Source organism: Maribacter spongiicola, from assembly GCF_052119685.1.
In the GTDB taxonomy this organism is placed as follows: domain Bacteria; phylum Bacteroidota; class Bacteroidia; order Flavobacteriales; family Flavobacteriaceae; genus Maribacter; species Maribacter spongiicola_A.
In genome coordinates this window covers 399544-420344 of record NZ_JBGQOO010000001.1, presented here as the reverse complement: position 1 = coordinate 420344, position 20801 = coordinate 399544, and the positions used below count along the sequence as shown (strand labels likewise).

Genomic DNA, 20801 nt, shown 5'->3' with positions numbered 1-20801 from the left:
AACCAACTAAAATATGCTGCTAATATGTTATGAAGTTTTTTTTGCGGCAAGTGCTGCACTATAAACAACGAGACCAAAACCTATTTTATTTATAGCATCACCAATGTTGTAAATAACATCCATATTAAGACCTATATTTCCTAGACCTTCATACCATCCAGGTGTACCTGCCATGTAGCCCAGTGGATAAATTGCCCACCCTACAAGCACAAACCAACATAAAGTTTTGTGTGCGGTTAGTACGGCCCCACCTGCTTGCTCTGCCAATTTTTTTGCTGAACCAAACCAAATTTCATAGACAATATAAAAGTACGCAAGACCTGAGATTAATCCCCAAACAGCTGGACCACTGCCTGTGTTGTAAACTGCCTCTCCAAAGTATCCTGTTACTAACATTACTACTGAAGCTAAAATTAGTTTCCAGAGTAATGACTTTTTAGCGCCAGCAACTTTTAAAATTAAAAATAAGCATATTGAATTTATCAAGTTAGAAAGCATAACCATTGTAGCCACGTTCTTTTCATTGTGGTTGGCGGTTATTTTTGAAGACATGATAGAGCATGTTATGGCCTATATTTTTATTCTTTCTTTTGGAATTTTACATGGTGCAAATGACCTTACTCTGCTTCAGAGGACTGATAGCAAAAAGAAATTAACTCGAAATTACTTGAAGATTCTTTTGTATTATGTTCTTTTTGTGTTTGGCAGTATATTAATTTTTTATTTAGTGCCAAGCTTAGCATTAATTGTATTTGTGCTTTTTAGTGGTTATCATTTTGGAGAACAACATTTTATTTCTAAGACGATTGGAGCATCTTTTAAAACTAGTGCGCTTTATTTTACGTATGGTACTTTTATTCTCTTTCTCCTTTTTAGTTCAAATTATATAGCAACAGCTGAGATTATTAAAAATATAATAGGTTATTCTGTTGCTAAATCTGTATTTGAAATTGGATTACTTATTAGTGGTGTAAGTACATTGGCTTTTAGTATCATTTTGATATTGAAGAAAGAATTAAAAATTAATCCGATAAAGGAGCTATTTTTTATAGTACTATTTTTTGTGGTTTTTAAAACAGCCTCTTTGTTGTGGGGTTTCACTATATATTTTATCCTATGGCATTCTATTCCCTCCCTTTATGACCAGATATTCTTTTTGCATGGTCATATTAATAAAAGTTCCTTCCGCTCATTTGTGGTAACATCATTACCATATTGGTTAATCTCTGTTGCGGGACTACTTTTCTTGCTATTCATATTTAGAGATAATTTTGAAAAGTCTTTAGCTTTCTTTTTCTCTTTTCTGGCAGCTATAACCTTTCCTCATGTATTGGTGATCAAAAAGTTGAATCAAAATCAAAACTGAACTCTAAAACTAGCATTGGGCGTAATACCTAGAGATAAACGTTCAATAGTTTCAATGGTATTATCGTCTAGCAGTCTGTAATAGGTGTTTAGGGTGTTTTGCCTATTGGTGAAATTTAATACCGATACGCCAAAAATAGCATTCATTTTACCGCCCATTTTTAAAGTGTAATTTGCTGATGCATCTGCTCTAAAATATTCGGGTAGTCTACTGCTATTAGGTTCTTCGTAATTTATTTCGGTTGGGAAAACCGCTTCATTAATTGGGTCGCTTTCAATAGGTTGTGTAAATGGTTTCCCTGATTTGTAATTTAAGCCAATACCCAATTTAAGATCACCGATAGTATAATTTCCAGCAAGTGTAATAGCATGCCTAACATCTAAATTATTTGGAAAAATAGATGGTGCCAATGCACCAAAAGTATAGTCGTTTTTGTTGAAGGTGTAACTAAGCCATGCACTATAGTCGTTATTCTTTGTGTTGATTAAAAACTCAGCCCCTTTAACTGCATAAGAGCCAATCTCGCCATTAAATTGATTCTGGTTTTGAAAACCTTGCGTGTACACATTTATGCCATTTATTTCTTTGTAAAAAGCATCTATGCCTACGTATAATTTATTGGTGTCATAATTAAAACCAATAGATCCCTGTTTGCTTTTGGTGATGGGTAAGGCATCGCCATCAGAGAGTATCCAACGTCTTTTTTCTATTCCTAGAAAGTTCTGTTCCAAATCGATAATCTGATTGGTGACCTGACTTTTAAATTCACCCAATACTTCGGTTTTAAAATTAGGGAGTAACTCATAGCTGATATTTATACGAGGTTCAAAAATGTATTCTTGAAACGTGTCAAGATTTTCAATATAGTTCAAGCGACCTCCAATGAACCCAGTCAATTTCTCATCTTCTGAGCTATAGGCGATTTCGCTGAATACCCCGTGTTTGCGAATTACTCCTTTTATATTACTTGCAAATGGCGGCTGGTTAACGTTGGTTGTATTTTTAATTCCTGTTTCGGTAAATTCATAACCGTTCATCCAATTTATATATTCTCCTAGTTTGTAATAGCTAGTGAGTTTTATGTTCGATTCCTTTACTAAATTATTCTGCTTTAATTGCTGTGCTTCATTACTGGAGATGGATAAGGCGTCTAAATCATACTGCGTGTAATAGAAACTTATTTGAGATGAAAAATCATCTGTCCATTCACTTTGTAATTCACTACCAATAGAAAAATTATCCTGATTCAAATTACTTCTATTTGGAGCAAGTGTGTCATTGGCAGTTTCCAAATAATTAAGGTTGTTACTCATATTAATTAAGCTGATACTCGCTTTCTGATACGGATTGATTTGGTACATAAACTTAGCGGTAAAATCGTAGAAATAGAATTCACTCTCACTATTTACTTCGGTATCTTGAAATGCCTTTTCAGAGAATGAGTTGTAGGTCGGCGTGTTTAAGAAGTCAGTATATGATCGGCGGGCAGATACTTGTAACGCCATGTTATCTTGAAAGGGAATTTCCCCAAAAATATCTCCTGAAATTAAATTGAATCCGGCTCCACCGGTACTGTTCATTGGTAATTCATCTGTAGTGTGCATGCTCAAAGTTCCGCTAATACCATCACTATAGATGGCAGATGTACCATTTTTGATGATGGTCACTTTTTCTGTTACATACGGATTAAATGCTGAAATTAACCCAAAAAAGTGTCCGGTTTGGTACATTTTAATTCCGTCCCAAAGAATTAGATTTTGGTCGTTTGTTCCGCCTCGTATGTTGATATCAGATACGGTTTCATCAACGCTTTTAATTCCTGGTAAGGCTTGCACGGTCTGTAGAATGTCTGGTTCGCTAACTCCGGGTAAAATTCCGAATTCTGAGGGATTCAATTCTATACTTGCGTTATTAAGTTTTTGAAGTCCTGTAGTTAGAAATTGGGTAACAACGACTTCCTCTAATTCTTGATAGCTGAGGGCCATTGCAATCGCTTTACATTCTGTAGTTTTTGAAAGCTCCTTGGCTTCAATAAACATGGGTTTATAACCGAGATGTTTTATATGCACCAACGAATTTACGGGTACATTTTCAAAGCTGAATGAACCATTACCATCTGTAACGCCCGATAGGGTAGATTCATAGATTTCAACTGTGGCGCCTGGTATATTATTTTCTTGAAAATTGTCTAGCACAAAACCACAGATAGAAATCGTGGTAATTTTGGTTAAGGTGTAATAACGATCGTTTAATTTATTGATGGTTATTCCCGTTGCTTCCCTTAGTTCGGTGAGAATTTCATCAAGAGAATTCGATTTAGGTTTTGCGATGTAAACCGATTTAATATCGGTATCTGCAAATGAAAATTTTACATCGAACGAATTTTCTAGTTCAGATAATATATCGCGTAATGCTATGCTGTCCTTTGTGGTTTGGGCATAGCTCGCCCCACTGAACATCAGTAACAAAAATAGGCTGATAAGAAATTTAAGGTGCTTCTTCGGCATAGAATAGCACTTTGTTTTCCTCTAAGGTATACTTAATTTTTAAAGGAGCGCTTATGCTTTTTAGGGCAAGTTCTAAATTCTCGTTGGTAAATGAACCTGTAAAAAGCTGGGTAGTATCGATATCATCAGTAGCTACCTCAATATTATACTGTCTTTGCAATTCGTCCATTACATAATGTAATGGTATACTTGTAAAAGAACTTTCTTTCGTTAACCAAGACGGACCACCATTGATAATAGCTTTCGACATCGTGCTGTTACCGGCAATAGTCATTAAAGAATTTCCTGCAGGTAACTTCGTTTCTTTACCGTTAATAGTAACACTAACCAAGCCTTCAAAACAGGTGACCTCAAAAAAATTTTCTCTAGATTCTACATTAAATTGCGTGCCTAATACTGTAACTAAGCCCTGAGCAGTTTCTACAGTGAATTTTTTTCCTTTTGCTACTCTAAAATAAGCCTCACCTTTGAGGTCAACATTTCTATTGGTATCCCATTTATTCTTGTTAAAAGCTAACTCAGATTCTGCATTCAGAATAACTTCAGAGGTATCTGGTAAAGTGATGAATTTGCTCTCAGCATATTCCGTAGAAAAAGATTCGTTTAATGTGCTTAAATAAAAGAATGACCCAGCAAGTAATATAGCTACAACGGCAGCAACACGAAGAAACCTCTTAAAAGGTGATAAAATAAATACTTTGGGTTCCTCTACGGTTTTATTTTGATCAATAGATTCCCACACTTTATCCATATCAAACTCAGGAGACTCTAACCGAGCCGAAGAGTCTTTGATTTTCTGATATGTTTCATAGGCTTCCGATTTTTTGAACTCCGCCAATTCGGATTCGGTCAATTCATTATTGAGCCATTTTGCTAAGTAATTGTCTTGCATGTTTTTAGCTTTGTATTAGTATAACAACTGAGTATTAGAATACCCTACTTTATTTTTTTAAGTATTTAGTTATTGGTGGTCGGTAATGAGTATTAAGTACTAAGTAAAAAGTATTAAGTAGTTGTGTTGTTTAATTGAAATGTAAAAAGTTTTTTTCACTAATTCACTCACCTATATCCCATCAATTTGCTCCCTTAAACTCTTCAATGCCAAATGCATCCGTTTTTCTATCGCTTTGACGCTTACACCTTCCATTTCTGCTATTTCTGCATATTTTTTTCCGTCGATCCTATTCAATAAAAAAGTGGTGCGTTGATTTTCTGGCAGGCTGTTCAATGCATTATCCAATTTTTCCTTAAATTGATTTTCCTCCATAATAAACTCCGGAGATTCATTCGTGGTCTTTAAAGTAGCATCGGCATATTTTAACCTTACTTTTTCTGCCTTAATAACATTGAGGTAAAGATTGTTGGCAACAGTATATAAATATGATTTTGCTTTTTCTGGAGCGACCTTGGCGCAATTCTCCCACAGCTTAACAAATGCCTCTTGTACAGCATCATTGGCTTTCTCTTCGTTACCGAATTTGTAATAAATGTAATTGAAGATGGTTTTAGACGTTTCGTTAAAAACCCTTTTGTAAACCTGCTCTTCGCATACATTTAATGTTTGGTCTGCTTTCAATAGATTGCTTTTTACCAAAGATATTTGAAAAAAAATTAAAAAGGAGGTAGGGTATTTTTAAAGTCGGTTGTTTTAGAAGCATAATAACAAACAATACCAAGTCATTATGAAAAAGATTTTTAAATATGCAATGTACGTTAGCCTACTAACAATTGCACTGAGCTTTACCGCTTGTCAAGATGAAATCGAAGAAATTAATAACGGAGAAGAGCCAACTGCAATTACAGCAAATTCTTCTACGGCAGATTTAATTCAACGTACCAGTTCTAACGATGGTTCTTGGGATAATATCGTAGATGGTACTAGTTGCTTTCAGATCAATTTTCCGTATACGGTTGAAGTTAACGGTTTAATACTTACCATCGATTCTGAAGAAAATATTGAGCAAATAGAAGAAATTTTTGATAGTGTAGAAGATGATGAAAACCTTCTAGATATCATTTTTCCTATAACAATTACTGCGGGTGACTTCTCTGAAATTACCATTAACGGTTTAGATGAGTTACGCTTATTAGCTGCAGATTGTAAAGAAGGCGGCGAAGATGATGATATAGAATGTATAGATTTTGTATACCCTATGACACTATTCACCTTTAACGTCAACTTAGAGCAGACCAGTACTGTTGAGGTCGCTAGTGATCGCGAGTTGCGTTTGTTCTTCAAAGATTTAGATGACGATAACCTTATAAGTTTTGATTTTCCGGTGACTTTACAATTGTCTGACGAAACTACCATCGTAGTAGATAGTAATGAAGAATTGGCAATTGCGATTGAAAATGCAAAAGACGATTGCGATGAAGATGACGACGATGATTACAATGATGATGATTTTAATGAAGATGAATTGAATTCTGAATTAATTGAGTGTGTATGGTTCGTAACTGAATTCAGAAGAAACGATGTTGACCAGACGCAGCAATACGTAAACTACATTTTAAACTTTAAAGGAGACGGTACGGTTAGTAATGGTTTTGACGGTGCAACTGTAATTGAGGGTACTTGGAGCACAACGGTTGGCGATGATGGTGTAAAACTTACTATGGAATTTGAGAATTCTACCGATTTTAACCTAGAATGGAATGTTTACGATTTAGGAGATGATAAAATCAAGTTATTCAGTGGTGATGGTAACCGAGTAATCATGAAGCAATTCTGTGGTGAAGATTTGCAATATACCAATGTAGATACCTTAAGAGAGATACTTAAAGAGTGTGCTTGGATTATTAAGGATATAGAATTACAAAACGAGGATTTTGATAGGGTTTTAGGTTATGAATTTCAATTTATGGCAGAAGGCGTTGTAACCTTATCCAACGGTGTCAATATTTCTGAAGGGACCTGGGATATTAAATTGAATACAGAACAAATATTAGTTTTGGCTATTGAAATTACTGACGAACCTGGTGTAAATTTTGAATGGCCAATACGTGAAATGTTCAGTAATAGATTAAAATTTGAAGCTGACGAAATTGGATACGAGTTGGATCTGCAACGTGTATGTGAAAACAGTATTACAGACGCCGATGTTCTGGAAATTAGAGATTTTATGATGGGCGGCGACTGGATTGTGGCATCTTATGTGGAAGATAATGTTGATATGACCAATATATATGGTGGTTACAGTGTAAGCTTTATTGCTGACAATCAAATTTCTATCATGGAAGGTGGCGAAGTTTTCGGAGCGGGATTATGGAGAGTACTTAGAAATAGTGAGGATAAACTAAAAGTCTTTTTGAATTTTGGAGAGAACAATCCTTTTAATGAACTAACCGATGATTGGGAGGTAGTATCTGTAGTCGACGGTAGAATTGAATTAAAAGATATTAGTGGAGATGGCAGCATAACCACATTAGTATTAGAAAAATAAGAAATATAAGGTCTGCAAGAATTTATTTCTAACGGCTTTAGTTTTAATAAATAACCCTAAATGAGAATTATGAAACTAGAACATGTAAAATCTATCCTTTACCTTTTTTTAGCAATTCTGTTTTTTTCCTGTGAGTCTTCAGATGACAGTATTGAAAACAGTAAAATGGACTTGACTGAAATTAAAGCAACAGCCACTTCTGGATCTTGGTTGGTAGCACGTTTTGAAGAAGACCAAGTTGATCAAACCAGTAATTTTTCTGGGTATTCGTTCACTTTTAATACAGATGGAGTTTTGAATGCTGATAAGGAAGACCTGCAAATAACTGGTAGTTGGTCAATCACTTCAGATTCTAGTAGTAATGAAGATGAGAGTAACGATGATAGCTCTAGCGATGACAGTTCTAGTGATGACGATGATTCAAGTGATGATGTCGATTTTAATATTTTCTTTTCGTCTTCCTCAAATTTAGAAGAACTATCAGAAGATTGGGAGATTGTTTCTTATACTGACACAAGAATCGAATTAAAACATATTAGTGGAGGAGATGGTAGTATAGATATTCTTGTTTTTGAAAAAGAATAAGTATTAAAGTCAAATCCAAATAAAAGTAAAACATCCAAAAATATACCGTCAACAGTAAAGAGTTGGGCCTCGTTGGCGGTATTGATGGAAGTTTTGATCTTGCAGTTAATGAAAATGTAATACCTTTTTTGCCCCACAACTAAGTTTAGAGCATCCATTTTTTAATGGGTGCTCTTTTGTTTTGTTATTTTATGGCACTTGCTACTTAATTTACGTTGAGATTATTAAATTTGTAACCCCTTAAAAAAGAAAAGAATGTTCGATAATTTAAGCGATAAGCTAGATAAAGCTTTACATGTACTAAAAGGTCATGGTCAGATTACAGAAATTAATGTTGCAGAGACTACCAAAGAAGTACGCCGAGCCTTGTTGGATGCGGATGTTAACTTTAAAATAGCCAAAGAATTTACCAACAGGGTAAAAGAAAAGGCATTGGGGCAAGATGTATTGACCACGTTACAACCTGGTCAGTTAATGGTCAAGATTGTAAAAGATGAACTTACCCAATTAATGGGTGGTGAATCTGAAGGTATTAATCTATCTGGCAATCCGTCTATTATTTTAATGTCTGGTCTACAAGGTTCTGGTAAGACTACCTTTTCTGGCAAGCTTGCAAATTTCCTAAAAACTAAAAAATCTAAAAAACCATTATTGGTTGCCTGTGATGTTTATCGCCCGGCAGCAATAGATCAGTTACATGTGGTTGGTGATCAAATTGGTGTTCCTGTATATTCCGACAGAGAAAATACAGATCCGGTTTCCATAGCTCAAGCAGGTATTGCTAAGGCAAAGGCAGAAGGTTTTAATGTAGTTATTATTGATACCGCTGGTCGTTTAGCTGTTGATGAGAAGATGATGGCAGAGATATCTGACATTCATAAAGCAATTCAACCGCAAGAAACATTGTTCGTTGTAGATTCTATGACGGGTCAAGATGCTGTAAATACAGCGAAAGCTTTTAATGATATCTTGAATTTCGATGGGGTTATCTTAACCAAATTAGATGGTGATACCCGTGGTGGTGCCGCAATATCTATTAAATCGGTTGTTGATAAGCCTATTAAGTTTATTGGTACTGGTGAAAAGATGGAAGCTATTGATGTTTTCTATCCATCACGTATGGCAGATCGTATCTTGGGTATGGGTGATGTTATTTCACTTGTAGAAAGAGCGCAAGAGCAGTTCGATGAAGAGGAAGCTAGAAAGATTCAAAAGAAGATTGCCAAGAATAAATTCGGATTCGATGATTTCCTGAGCCAAATTCAGCAAATCAAGAAAATGGGTAATATGAAAGACCTTATGGGCATGATTCCTGGTGCAGGAAAAGCCTTAAAAGGTTTAGATATTGATGATGATGCGTTCAAGCATATTGAAGCCATTATATATTCTATGACACCCGATGAGCGTTCTACGCCATCTAAATTAAATGCGAGTAGAAAAAAACGTATTGCAAAAGGTGCTGGTAGAGAAGTTCAAGAAATTAATCAGCTTTTGAAGCAGTTCGATCAAATGAGCAAGATGATGAAAATGATGCAAGGCGGCGGCGGTAAAAAGATGATGCAGATGATGGGCGCCATGAAAGGGATGAAATAACAACCAAACAATAGAACTTAAAAAGAAGCGGACATGGAAATATTGGATGGTAAAAAAGTATCCAACGAAATAAAAGAGGAAATCAAGGCTGAGGTTGCCAAGATGAAAGAACGTGGTGAGAAAGTACCCCACTTAGCAGCAATTATTGTTGGTAACGATGGCGCTAGTTTAACTTACGTTGGTAGCAAAGTACGTTCTTGCGAGCGTATCGGCTTTGAATCAACTTTAATTCAAATGCCAAGTACCACTTCTGAGCAGGAATTATTGAACAAGATCAAAGAACTGAACGTTGATGATGATATCGACGGCTTTATAGTTCAATTGCCTTTGCCAGAACAAATAGATACTCAAAAGGTAATTATGGCCGTTGATCCAGACAAGGATGTTGACGGATTTCACCCAACCAACTTTGGTAAAATGGCTTTAGATATGAGTACGTTCATTCCTGCTACTCCGTTCGGTATTCTTGAATTATTGGAACGTTACAAAGTTGATACAAAAGGTAAACATACGGTGGTAATTGGCCGTAGTCATATTGTGGGTAGACCAATGAGTATTTTAATGGGTAGAAAAGGATGGCCAGGTAACTCTACCGTTACACTTACCCATAGTCACACTAAAAACATTACGCAGATTATTTCGCAGGCAGATATTGTTATCTCTGCATTAGGCGTTCCAAAATTCTTGAAAGCAGAAATGGTAAAAGATGATGCTGTTGTAATTGATGTGGGTATTACGAGAGTACCAGACGAGACTAAAGAAAAAGGATATTATATTACGGGTGATGTTGATTTTGAAAACGTAAGTAAAAAGGCATCGTTCATTACTCCCGTACCTGGTGGGGTTGGTCCTATGACTATTGCAATGTTGTTGAAAAATACATTGTTAGCTCGTGAAAGACATAGAAGTAGAAACTAATTTTCTATAAAAATTATAAACGGAGCCTTGCAATACTATTGCGAGGCTTTTTTTATGCAGGTAATTCCTTGATGGTTACTCCGGTTTCTGTTGTGTCATTTGGTGTTAAGATGTCTATGTCATTGCTGTCATCATAATCGCAACTTGCCATTATTGTTATCGAAATTCCGATTAATACGATGTATAGTAGTTTTTTCATAGTACCAGTTGATTATATGAAGATTAAATGTGGTAATACTTTAAAACGTTTTATATGTGAAATTGGTATTTTGCTTGTTTAATAAATAAGCAGAATATGTAGGTTAGCATATTAAATTGCAGCGATAGTAATTGTTATAAAATTTTATTGTCTAAGTTTATTGTAGCAATTGATTCAGTTGTAATAATCTTACATTTTAAAAACTATTATACTGAAGTAGCTATACCAAATATGAAATTAAGCCACTTTTTTGATTCTTCGGTAGACATGCTTTGCATAGCTAATTATGAAGGATATTTTGAAGATGTAAATCCGGCTTTCATTAAATTACTTGGGTTTACAAAAGCGGAACTTTTGTCTAAAAAAATCAATGATTTTGTTTTTGATGAGGACAAAGATGTTACCCAAACAACAAGAATTAGCCTACATGAGAATAAAAAACTGGTGAATTTTCAAAATAGATATGTAAAGAAAAATGGTGAAATAATTTGGTTGTCTTGGAGTGCTGTTCCTGTAGATGAAGAGAAATTGGTTTATGCAATAGCCAAGAATATTACCGATGAAATAAACTTAAAGAATGAGCGTATCGTTGAATTTGCCAAATTGAAAACGGTAAATGAAGATTTGGTAAGGTTGAACTATACCACTTCTCATGATTTAAGAGCTCCTATGAATAATTTAATCTCGCTTTTTGATGTTATTGATTATTCTTTTATAAATGATGAAGATACTTTACAGATATTAAGGTATATGGAAGTTTCTGCTAAAGGTATAAAGGAATCTTTGGAGAATTATTTGAATTTGGTGGAGAATGCGAGCAAAGGACTCAATTCACTTACAGAAGTTTTTTTTGAGAATATTTTGGCTAAAACCTATAGTACATTAGGAGCTGTAATAAAAAACTCTAACGCTAGAATTGATTCAGATTTTTCAGATTGTAAAAGCGTTTACTTTAATAACGCATACATGGAAAGTATTTTTTTGAACCTTATTACCAACTCGATAAAGTATGCCATACCAGGTATTTCTCCTATTATAGAAATTAAAACAGAACTTAAAGAAGGTAAAAATGTGCTTCTTTTTAAAGACTATGGTCAAGGGATTGATATGGAAAATAACGGAGATAAGATTTTTGGTTTAAATCAGCGTTTTAATGATGTACAAGAAGGTAAAGGTGTTGGTTTGTTCTTGATTAAAAATCAAATCAATAGTTTAGGGGGTACAATATCTGTCTCTAGTAGTCCGAATGAAGGAACAGAATTTAGAATTGTCTTCCCTACATAGTATTTTATTTAGTGCATTAATTATCTTTAAGATGAAAATATTTATCCTATGAGAAAAAATCTTTTGGTTCTAGTGGTCGTAGCTTTTATAATGGGGTGTTCAGAACCTCCTAAATTAGAGCATAAGTATACAATTGATGTAAGTTATTCGGCTGAGGTAGACTCTTTGGCTAAAGACGGTCGTTTGCTGCTTATGCTTTCTTCGGATGATAACGATGAACCAAGGTTTCAAATTAATGACGGACTCAATACGCAACTGATTTTCGGAATGAATGTCGAGAATTGGGCTAAAGATTCTGTACTTACGTTCGATGAAAATGTATTCGGTTACCCATATGAAAGCTTAAAAGATGTTCCACCAGGGGAGTATAATGTACAGGCTCTTTTAAACGTGTATGAAACTTTTAACCTATCTACTGGTCATACGGTTAAGTTGCCTATGGATAATGGCGAAGGACAACAATGGCAAAAATCACCGGGTAATTTATATAGCAAACCTTTTAAAATAAGAGTTGCTAGTAATGGCTTTGAAAATGTGTCGGTCGATTTGGATCAGGTGATTCCACCAATAGAGCAGCCAGAAGATACCAAGTGGATAAAACATGTAAAGATGAAATCAGAAAAACTTTCTGAGTTTTGGGGACGCGATATTTTCTTAGGAGCTCATGTATTGCTGCCAAAAGGATTTGAAGAACATCCGGAAGCTAAGTATCCTCTGATGGTATTTCACGGCCATTTTCCTTCAGATTTTGGCGGATTCAGAACTACGCCGCCAGATCCTAAAATGAAACCAGAGTATTCTGAACGATTTAGTTTAGAAGGTTATAATGTTATACAACAGCAAGAAGCCTATGATTTTTATAAGCGCTGGAACGAACCAGATTTTCCTCGTTTCATTATAATTGAAATTCAGCATCCTACACCATATTATGATGATTCTTATGCCGTAAACTCAGCTAATCAAGGTCCGTATGGCGATGCTATTACTTATGAGCTAATCCCTGAAATAGAAAAACAGTTTAGAGGAATGGGCGAGGGGTGGTCTCGTTTTCTTTATGGTGGTTCAACCGGTGGTTGGGAAGCTTTGGCAGTACAGGTGAAATACCCAGAAGAATACAATGGATGTTTCGCGGCTTGCCCAGATCCTATAGATTTTAGAGCGTATACTTTAACGAATATCTATGATGATGAAAATGCCTATTTCTACAAGAGTGCTCATAAAACTTTAGAGGTGCCATCGCATCGTAATTACTTAGGGCAAATTCAATCAACATTAAGACAGGGCAATCATTTAGAACTGGTGTTAGGCGATAAATCTAGGTCAGGTCAACAATGGGATATTTGGGAAGCAACCTATTCTCCTCAAGGTAAAGATGGTTATCCGCAGCGGATTTGGGATAAAAAGACTGGCGATATCAACCCTAAGGTAGCTGAATATTGGAAAGAAAATTTCGATTTAAGACATATTCTAGAACGCGATTGGGATAAGTTGGGCGATAATTTAAAAGGGAAAATTCATATCTATTGTGGCGATATGGATAATTACTACCTAAACAATGCGGTGTATTTAATGGAAGATTTCTTGGAGAGTACTACCGAACCTTATTATGAAGGAGAAGTTTTATATGGCGATAGGGCAGAACATTGTTGGAACGGAGATCCTGATCAGCCCAACGCCATTACTCGTTTAAGGTATAACAGTATGTATGTGCCCAAAATTATGGAACGTATAGAAAAGAGTGCACCAAAAGGAGCTGATTTGACAAGTTGGAGGTATAAGTAATCTTAATAGTTGAGTCAAAATATAAGTGTCACTTCGAGTGAATTTTGAGGCACGAAAAATTAGTATCGAGAAGCGATGAATGCAGATTGGCGAAGATGGTCTACTCTGCAAATCAGGATTCAATAATCAATGAATAAGATTTTAAAGAATGAAATATAGAAGATTCGGAAGAACAGATTGGCAGGTAAGTGAAGTAGGATATGGAATGTGGGGCATGGCAGGTTGGACGGCCAGTGACGATGCCCAATCTGCAAAATCATTGGACTTGGCAGTTGAAAACGGAATAAATTTTTTTGATACTGCTTGGGGTTATGGCGAAGGACATAGTGAGGAGTTGTTGGGGGAGTTGGTAAAAAGACATCCTTCTAAGAAAATATATACGGCAAGTAAAATTCCGCCTAAGAACTTTCAGTGGCCAGCAAAACCGGAATATACTTTTGAGGAATCCTATCCTACAGAACATATAATGGAATACACCCATAAGACTCTGAAGAATTTAGGGTTGGAGCAAATAGACCTTATGCAATTTCATACCTGGGATGACGGTTGGAGCGACAGAGAAGAATGGCAACGTGCTATTGAAGATTTAAAAACTTCTGGTAAAGTAGCGGCAATGGGTATTAGTATGAACCGTTGGGAACCGGAAAATGGAATAAAAGCCTTAAAAACAGGATTGTTAGACGCTGTACAGGTCATTTATAACATATTTGACCAAGCGCCAGTAGATACCCTATTTCCGCTATGCAAAGATCTAGATATTGCAACCATTGCACGTGTGCCTTTTGATGAAGGAACATTGACAGGAACTATGACCAAGGAAACAACGTTTCCTGAAGGAGATTGGCGCGGCACCTATTTTGTACCTGAGAATTTAATTTCTTCGGTAGAACATGCCGATGCCCTAAGACCGTTAATTCCTGAAGGTATGACCATGGCCGAAATGGCACTTCGTTTTATATTAATGAATGATAATGTTGGTACTACCATACCTGGTATGCGTAAACAACGCAATGTCTTAGCGAATACTGCAACAAGTGATGGTCAATTACTATCTAACGAATTGTATGAAGAATTAAAAAAGCACCGTTGGGATAGAGTGCCTACTTCTTGGTCGCAGTAGTGATTTATCGATGTTCATCAATTTCTTTATGTAGTAACTTAATAATCAAGCTATCTTTTTTCTTTTCTAAAAGCCAGTTGTCTACTACAGTTTTGAATATGGTGTCTTTTGGAAGAAGATATCCAAAATCAAAACTGTTAAATGGAGCATGTGGGTTTACTGCAGTTAGTTCTTTATGAATTTGTTGTTGAATTAATGTTTCAATCGCATCTGTGACCATCACATCTGCTTCACTATCTACCAATTTTTGAAAAATACTAAGATTGTCTTCGTTAAGAATTAGCGTAGCTTTTGGGAAATTTGCCCTTGCAAACGCTTCATTGGTGCCGCCAGGATTAAAAATAACTCTTACCTCTTTGTTGTTAATTTTTTCAATTGAATTATATTTTAATGCATTCTCATCTCTAGTAATAGCAGCTTTACCACTTGAATATACTGGTATACTAAAAAAGGATATTTTTTTTCTTTCAGGAGTAATTGTTACTCCGCACATACCAATATCAAATTTATTTTCCATTAAATCTGACATTAGTGTTGGCCAGCTAGTTTCAATGAATTCAACTTTTACACCTAAAGATTTTGCTAAATCCTTTCCCATTTTTATATCAATTCCGGTATAGTTGCCAGTTGAATCTACTATATATGAAAAAGGCTTAAAATCACCAGTTGTTCCAACTCTTAAAGTTTGTTTTTGGTAAATATTATTTAGTATATCAGAACCACTTTCAATACCGTTAACAGTATAATTTTTTGAATTGGATAGTTTTGGGCTACATCCTATTTCAAAGCAGATTACAATAGTAAATAATAATATTTTTAAATAGTGGTCAAAAGTTTTAAACATAAGTATTTGTCTACTTAGCAAACAACTGCCCCATATCTTTAAAGGCTTTAAACTCTAAGGCATTGCCTGCAGGGTCGTAGAAAAACATCGTAGCTTGTTCGCCAACTTTACCTTTAAAACGAACATAAGGTGCTATAGCGAATTTTACACCTTTCGATTTCAGTTCTTCTGAAAAGCTTTGAAAAGTATCCCAAGGTAAAACTACTCCGTAATGCGGTACTGGTACATCATGACCATCTACAGGATTATGGTGAACGCTTTCTGTCTCAGATTTTGGTTTGTAATGTATCACCAATTGATGTCCGAATAAATTGAAATCTACCCAGTGGTCACTACTACGACCTTCTTCACAGTTTAAAATATCTCTGTAAAAAGTTCTGCATTCCGCTAAATTATGAACGGGAATGGCAATATGGAAAGGTGTTACATTTTGCATATGCTATAAATTTAAGTATTGTTCCTGATTTAAAAATTCCACTATTTTATCATTTACACCATCTTGGTGCATAGAATGCCCTAAACCTTCTGTGCTTACCAATTCACTTCCTTTCCAATGTTTATGGACATCGACCGAGGCGTGATACGGAGCGATCATATCGAACCTGTCATGGAAAAGTAATCCTTTTTTCTGATTCCTTTCAACAAATTTGGAACTAGAAAATTCTTTGACCGTAAACTTGAATTTAGTGTACACTAAATTTTCTAGAGCGTTTAAAACTATACTATTAAAGCCTAGCAAGTTTTTATAGTGCGTAAGTATCTCATGAAATTCTGATGGTGAACCTATCGTTACTATTTTTTCTAAAGTTTTGTTTGGGTGTAGAGACTCATTATACAAAGCAGTCATACCACCCATAGAATGCCCTATAAGCACTGTTGGTTGGTACTTGGTTAATACGTGCTGTAACGTTTCGGCATAAAGCGGCACATGTAGCATATCGCCAGAAGAATACCCATGTGCAGGTGCATCAAAGGCAATAATATTATAATCTGCTTCTTGTAATTTTTCTATGAGTTTATGCCAACGCCAAGTATTGCTTTCCCAACCGTGCACAAGTAAAACAGTTTCTTTGGTACCGGGCCAGTTGTAAACTTGAATTTCATTTTCATCCAATGGTAACACATCTAATTTCGCTTGATTTAAAAATGCCTTTTGATTTGGTAGTACACCACCTTTTCTGACCTTTATAAAAACTAAAAAAGCCTTGTGGGCGACTTTCTTTGGAGAAAACCATACAAGGAAGTTAAAATAGAATCCGATTAATTTAGGGATAAGCTTTTGAAGGTATACTGGCACTTGATAAAATTTTGAAATGTATAAAAGTTATCCGAAGAATATCAAATTGAATGGTTTTGAGAATATCAATCCCAACCCACCATCATGTATTTTACTTTTGCAGTATCTGGTATTTGTACCTCTTCAATTTTATTATTGGCATTATACCTAAGGCTTTCTGGTAGCTCTTTTTTATCTATCGTGAAATATAGATCGCTGTCTTTTAATAGAATCACCACATTGTTCATAGATGTAATGATTTTTTTAATAGGATAGTTTTCTCGTATTTCTTTAAAAGTACTTACTCTAGAAATCCCTTTATCTGTCACAAATCTGTCATCATTGATTATGACGTTCTGTATGGTAGCGATGCTATCGTTATTCGGCGTTAAGGTCAGTAGTAAAGCACCACCTCTTTCGTAAATTTTTATTTTACTGGCGCCATTACCAAAATTTAGCTTGACCGTATCTTGAACTACCGAGTCTTTTTCGAAAATTAATTCAATATCACGTGCCAAACTTTGCTTGGATAATCTGCCAACTTGATCACCAGATATTTGAAAATCTGTATTCTTCTCATCAGTGCAGTTTACAAGTAAACCACAGCAGAAAATTAATAAAAGGGTATATCTAAAATTCATATGCTATCTCATCACTTTTTTTAATACACCAAGTACACCTCTTATAAAAGTGGCACTTGTTAAAACTTTTAATACCGGATTCTGTCTTGTACTGGTTCTGGTAGATGTTCTTCTCGTAGCGGCAGGTTTGTTTTTTTCCTTCTCTGCCAACTTTTCTGCAGCTACAATCTTTTCGTTCAGAATTTCATAAGCACTTTCTCGATCTATTACTTCACCATACTTTTTAACCAATGATGATCTATCATTGACATCTTTTAACTCTTTATCTGTCAAAATATCCATACGGCTCATTGGTGCACGTAATAATGTCGCTGCAAGAGGAGTAGGTCGACCTTTTTCATCTAATGCAGATATTAAAGCCTCACCAATACCTAAAGAGGTAAGCACTTCTTTCGTATCATAATACTCAGATTCTGGATAATTCTCTGCCGTTAATTTTATCGCTTTTCTATCTCTAGCGGTAAAAGCCCTTAATGCATGTTGCACCTTTAAACCTAATTGAGATAATACATCATTTGGTACATCTGTTGGGTTTTGGGTTACAAAATACAAACCAATACCTTTTGAACGTATCAGTTTAACAATACTTTCTATTTGATCCAATAATGCTTTCGAAGCTTCTTTGAAAATAAGATGTGCTTCGTCTATAAATAAGATTAATTCTGGTTTGTCGCTATCACCTTGTTCTGGAAAGGTGTCATATATTTCTGCCAGTAAACTCAACATAAATGTAGAGAATAACTTTGGTCTGTCTTGAATATCGGTTAGGCGTAGAATGCTAATATAGCCTCTGCCTTCCTCATCGATACGGGTAAGGTCATTTACATCAAAAGACTTTTCGCCGAAAAACAATTCTGCACCTTGCTGCTCTAACTCAATAATTTTTCTAAGAATGGTACCCGTCGAACTTGTAGAAATACGACCGTATTCTTTTGTGAATTCTGCCTTCCCGGCTCCTGTTGCATATTGCAATACCTTTTTAAAATCTTTTAAATCTAGCAATGGCATTTTTTGATCATCGCAGTATTTAAATACAACGGCAACAATACCTGATTGTGTTTCAGAAAGGTCAAGTATACGGGATAGTAATACAGGTCCGAATTCAGAAACTGTAGCTCTTAATTTTACGCCATCTTGCTCAGATAACGAAAGTATTTCTACAGGGAAACTACTTGCCTTGAACGGGAAACCAATCTTGGCGTGACGCTCATCTATTTTTGCATGACCTGCACTCGGTTGTGCCAATCCGCTTAAATCTCCTTTTAAATCCATCAACATTACAGGAATACCTTTTTCAGATAAATTCTCTGCTAATACTTGTAATGTTTTTGTTTTACCAGTACCCGTAGCACCTGCAATAAGTCCGTGCCTGTTTAAAGTTTTTAACGGTATTTTCACGAATGCATTAGTAACAGCTTCACCATTTAGCATAGCTGCGCCCATATTAATGTAATCGCCTTTCGTGGCATATCCCTTTTCTATGTGGTCAAAAAAATCTTCGGTACCGGCCATTTTATATATTTTCGATAAAAATAGGGGATTTTTAACCAAACCAAAAGATAAGACCAGTCTTTAATATCACGACTTTTTAACATTTAATGTGCGAACAGTACTAGCCTGAGTACAGAATTTACCGATGTATACTTCGTGTAGAATTTGTCAACTAAAACGTATCTTTGCCGAATGAAAAATGAGGAGGTACTTGAGAAAGTGAATAGAGGGGTGTATTTACCCTTAATGGAAGAGTTTTACACCATACAAGGTGAGGGCTTTCATAAAGGAACCGCAGCTTACTTTATTCGTGTTGGCGGGTGTGATGTTGGTTGCCATTGGTGCGATGTAAAAGAGAGCTGGAATGCAGAAACGCATCCGCCTACTGCCATCGAACAAATAGTCGACAACGCTGCCAAATATTCTGATACTATTGTTATTACCGGTGGAGAACCATTAATGTGGGATATGAACCCGATTACAAAAGCATTAAAGGAAAAAGGTCTAAAAACACATATCGAAACTTCTGGTGCCTACACGCTTTCTGGCGATTGGGATTGGATCTGTCTTTCACCTAAGAAAAATAAATTACCTGAAGGTCGAATTTACGACGAAGCCCATGAGCTTAAAGTCATTGTTTATAACAAGCACGATTTAATTTTTGCTGAAGAGCAAGCAGCGAAAACCAACGCAAATTGTATTTTATACCTGCAGCCAGAATGGAGTGTTAGAGATAAAGTTGTGCCTTTGATAGTAGAGTATGTAATGAACAACCCAAAATGGAAAGTGTCATTGCAAACGCATAAGTATTTGAATATTCCTTAAACCGAATTAGTTTTAATTACGCCCACCATTTGCGCGAATATCTAAAAGACATTCCGGATCAAGACCTACTGTAGCGACACTTTTTTCCGTGTTTTGTTGTAGTAGTTTTAAAACTGTTGCGCCAGAAAGTGTACAACCAGATGTAACGCCGTCTTCATATTGAGTAAGAGTATTTGATTGTAAAGATTTACCTGTAGACCCACCAAATTGTAATTCTGCACGCATAAGGCATCCTGTTTGGTTGCAATGGTTATCACCAACTAATTGTCCGTCTTCATTTTCAGATTCAGACTCATGATCGTTTACCATATCAGAACCTAAATTTACCAAACCGAATAGGTGTCCGAATTCATGATTTAAAGTGGTGGTTTCTACATCTACTTCACTTATAGAAGAACTTAAACCGGCTAATTCTCTTACGGTAACTTCGTGTATCACCATAGAGGTATTGCGGTATACTGCGCCTAATGTAACTAAGCCATCTTCAATGTCATCGCCTTCGGCAGGCGCATCTGCAAAGTAAATATAGATAGCTAAGGTGCTGCCTGTATTAAAGACCGTTCTATTTTTAGTTTCTAGATCTGCAATTTCTTGTAAAGTTAGTTCGTCTTCTGACGGACTTGATAATTCGTTATACACCAATTCAATTTGCTCTTTTAGCGTATGTGCTTTTAGATAGTCGGTAAATTGGGTCATCGCAGCATCCGTTGGTTTAAAACCGGTAACGTATGCTATTTCTATTAAAAGTTTATCAAAAGTATCGTTAGAAAGTATATCGTTGGCAGAATCTCCTGTCGCCAATAAATTGGCACTTTTATCTACTTTGGTTTCTGTAGTGTCACCGTCAGAATCTGAAGAGCTTTTAGAGCACGAAACTGCAAATGTTATAATACCTACAAGCAATAAACTTTTGAACTTATTCATAAT

Annotated in this window: 19 protein-coding genes and 1 pseudogene; 9 read left to right on the top strand and 11 right to left on the bottom strand. The window is 35.6% G+C overall.

What is annotated here, in order from left to right; all coding sequences use genetic code 11:
- Window positions 1-27 precede the first annotated feature (27 nt).
- Window positions 28-465, bottom strand: a pseudogene (locus ACEN2N_RS01750) (bacteriorhodopsin); the annotation flags it as partial.
- Between the two features lie 85 nt (window positions 466-550).
- Here ACEN2N_RS01750 and ACEN2N_RS01745 point away from each other — a divergent pair.
- Window positions 551-1366 (top strand): Brp/Blh family beta-carotene 15,15'-dioxygenase, encoded by an 816-nt coding sequence (locus ACEN2N_RS01745; RefSeq protein ID WP_441822725.1) that lies wholly within the window; start codon window positions 551-553, stop codon window positions 1364-1366.
- On the opposite strand, the gene ACEN2N_RS01740 is transcribed toward ACEN2N_RS01745, so the two are convergent.
- The 3 genes from ACEN2N_RS01740 to ACEN2N_RS01730 form a co-directional block, all read right to left on the bottom strand.
- Window positions 1357-3873 (bottom strand): carboxypeptidase-like regulatory domain-containing protein, encoded by a 2517-nt coding sequence (locus ACEN2N_RS01740; protein WP_441822724.1) that lies wholly within the window; start codon window positions 3871-3873, stop codon window positions 1357-1359. The genes ACEN2N_RS01745 and ACEN2N_RS01740 overlap by 10 nt on opposite strands.
- Window positions 3854-4765, bottom strand: coding sequence for a FecR family protein (locus ACEN2N_RS01735; protein WP_441822723.1), 912 nt, complete (start codon window positions 4763-4765; stop codon window positions 3854-3856). Before ACEN2N_RS01735 ends, ACEN2N_RS01740 begins: the two co-directional genes overlap by 20 nt.
- Window positions 4766-4936: 171 nt before the next feature.
- A complete protein-coding gene (locus tag ACEN2N_RS01730; RefSeq protein WP_441822722.1) occupies window positions 4937-5449 on the bottom strand; it encodes an RNA polymerase sigma factor in 513 nt (170 codons plus the stop codon).
- Between the two features lie 106 nt (window positions 5450-5555).
- On the opposite strand from ACEN2N_RS01730, the gene ACEN2N_RS01725 reads away from it, so the two are divergent.
- The 4 genes from ACEN2N_RS01725 to ACEN2N_RS01710 all read left to right on the top strand — a co-directional run bounded on the left by ACEN2N_RS01725 (window position 5556) and on the right by ACEN2N_RS01710 (window position 10412).
- Window positions 5556-7316 carry a hypothetical protein gene (locus ACEN2N_RS01725; RefSeq protein ID WP_441822721.1) on the top strand — a complete coding sequence of 587 codons (1761 nt, stop codon included), beginning with the start codon at window positions 5556-5558 and terminating at the stop codon, window positions 7314-7316.
- Between the two features lie 69 nt (window positions 7317-7385).
- Complete coding sequence (locus ACEN2N_RS01720; RefSeq protein WP_441822720.1) at window positions 7386-7901, top strand: hypothetical protein; 516 nt, start codon at window positions 7386-7388, stop codon at window positions 7899-7901.
- A gap of 255 nt (window positions 7902-8156) precedes the next feature.
- The gene (gene ffh, locus ACEN2N_RS01715) at window positions 8157-9494 is read left to right on the top strand and encodes a signal recognition particle protein (protein WP_441822719.1); all 1338 of its coding nucleotides are present in this window, start codon (window positions 8157-8159) and stop codon (window positions 9492-9494) included.
- Between the two features lie 33 nt (window positions 9495-9527).
- Window positions 9528-10412, top strand: a complete 885-nt coding sequence (locus ACEN2N_RS01710) for a bifunctional 5,10-methylenetetrahydrofolate dehydrogenase/5,10-methenyltetrahydrofolate cyclohydrolase (RefSeq protein ID WP_441822718.1) — start codon at window positions 9528-9530, stop codon at window positions 10410-10412.
- A gap of 52 nt (window positions 10413-10464) precedes the next feature.
- Here ACEN2N_RS01710 and ACEN2N_RS01705 read toward each other — a convergent pair whose 3' ends face one another.
- Window positions 10465-10611 carry a hypothetical protein gene (locus tag ACEN2N_RS01705; protein WP_441822717.1) on the bottom strand — a complete coding sequence of 49 codons (147 nt, stop codon included), beginning with the start codon at window positions 10609-10611 and terminating at the stop codon, window positions 10465-10467.
- Between the two features lie 231 nt (window positions 10612-10842).
- Here ACEN2N_RS01705 and ACEN2N_RS01700 point away from each other — a divergent pair, with 231 nt between their 5' ends.
- The 3 genes from ACEN2N_RS01700 to ACEN2N_RS01690 all read left to right on the top strand — a co-directional run bounded on the left by ACEN2N_RS01700 (window position 10843) and on the right by ACEN2N_RS01690 (window position 14797).
- Window positions 10843-11895 (top strand): sensor histidine kinase, encoded by a 1053-nt coding sequence (locus ACEN2N_RS01700; protein WP_441822716.1) that lies wholly within the window; start codon window positions 10843-10845, stop codon window positions 11893-11895.
- Between the two features lie 48 nt (window positions 11896-11943).
- Window positions 11944-13677, top strand: coding sequence for an alpha/beta hydrolase-fold protein (locus ACEN2N_RS01695; protein ID WP_441822715.1), 1734 nt, complete (start codon window positions 11944-11946; stop codon window positions 13675-13677).
- A 148-nt stretch (window positions 13678-13825) separates the two neighbouring features.
- Window positions 13826-14797 carry an aldo/keto reductase gene (locus ACEN2N_RS01690; protein WP_441822714.1) on the top strand — a complete coding sequence of 324 codons (972 nt, stop codon included), beginning with the start codon at window positions 13826-13828 and terminating at the stop codon, window positions 14795-14797.
- Between the two features lie 4 nt (window positions 14798-14801).
- Here the strand turns inward: ACEN2N_RS01690 and ACEN2N_RS01685 are convergent, their stop codons facing one another.
- The 5 genes from ACEN2N_RS01685 to ACEN2N_RS01665 all read right to left on the bottom strand — a co-directional run bounded on the left by ACEN2N_RS01685 (window position 14802) and on the right by ACEN2N_RS01665 (window position 19070).
- On the bottom strand, window positions 14802-15641 hold the full coding sequence (locus ACEN2N_RS01685; protein ID WP_441822713.1) for a transporter substrate-binding domain-containing protein: 840 nt from the start codon (window positions 15639-15641) through the stop codon (window positions 14802-14804).
- Window positions 15642-15651: 10 nt separating this feature from the next.
- Window positions 15652-16077 carry a VOC family protein gene (locus ACEN2N_RS01680; protein ID WP_441822712.1) on the bottom strand — a complete coding sequence of 142 codons (426 nt, stop codon included), beginning with the start codon at window positions 16075-16077 and terminating at the stop codon, window positions 15652-15654.
- Between the two features lie 3 nt (window positions 16078-16080).
- On the bottom strand, window positions 16081-16938 hold the full coding sequence (locus tag ACEN2N_RS01675; protein WP_441822711.1) for an alpha/beta fold hydrolase: 858 nt from the start codon (window positions 16936-16938) through the stop codon (window positions 16081-16083).
- Window positions 16939-17003: 65 nt separating this feature from the next.
- A complete protein-coding gene (locus ACEN2N_RS01670; RefSeq protein WP_441822710.1) occupies window positions 17004-17558 on the bottom strand; it encodes a hypothetical protein in 555 nt (184 codons plus the stop codon).
- A gap of 3 nt (window positions 17559-17561) precedes the next feature.
- Window positions 17562-19070: a helicase HerA-like domain-containing protein gene (locus tag ACEN2N_RS01665; protein ID WP_441822709.1), complete on the bottom strand. Its 1509-nt coding sequence runs from the start codon at window positions 19068-19070 to the stop codon at window positions 17562-17564.
- Between the two features lie 171 nt (window positions 19071-19241).
- On the opposite strand from ACEN2N_RS01665, the gene ACEN2N_RS01660 reads away from it, so the two are divergent.
- Window positions 19242-19874, top strand: coding sequence for a 7-carboxy-7-deazaguanine synthase QueE (locus tag ACEN2N_RS01660; RefSeq protein ID WP_441822708.1), 633 nt, complete (start codon window positions 19242-19244; stop codon window positions 19872-19874).
- A 12-nt stretch (window positions 19875-19886) separates the two neighbouring features.
- Here ACEN2N_RS01660 and ACEN2N_RS01655 read toward each other — a convergent pair whose 3' ends face one another.
- On the bottom strand, window positions 19887-20798 hold the full coding sequence (locus tag ACEN2N_RS01655) for a hypothetical protein (protein WP_441822707.1): 912 nt from the start codon (window positions 20796-20798) through the stop codon (window positions 19887-19889).
- Window positions 20799-20801: the final 3 nt, after the last annotated feature.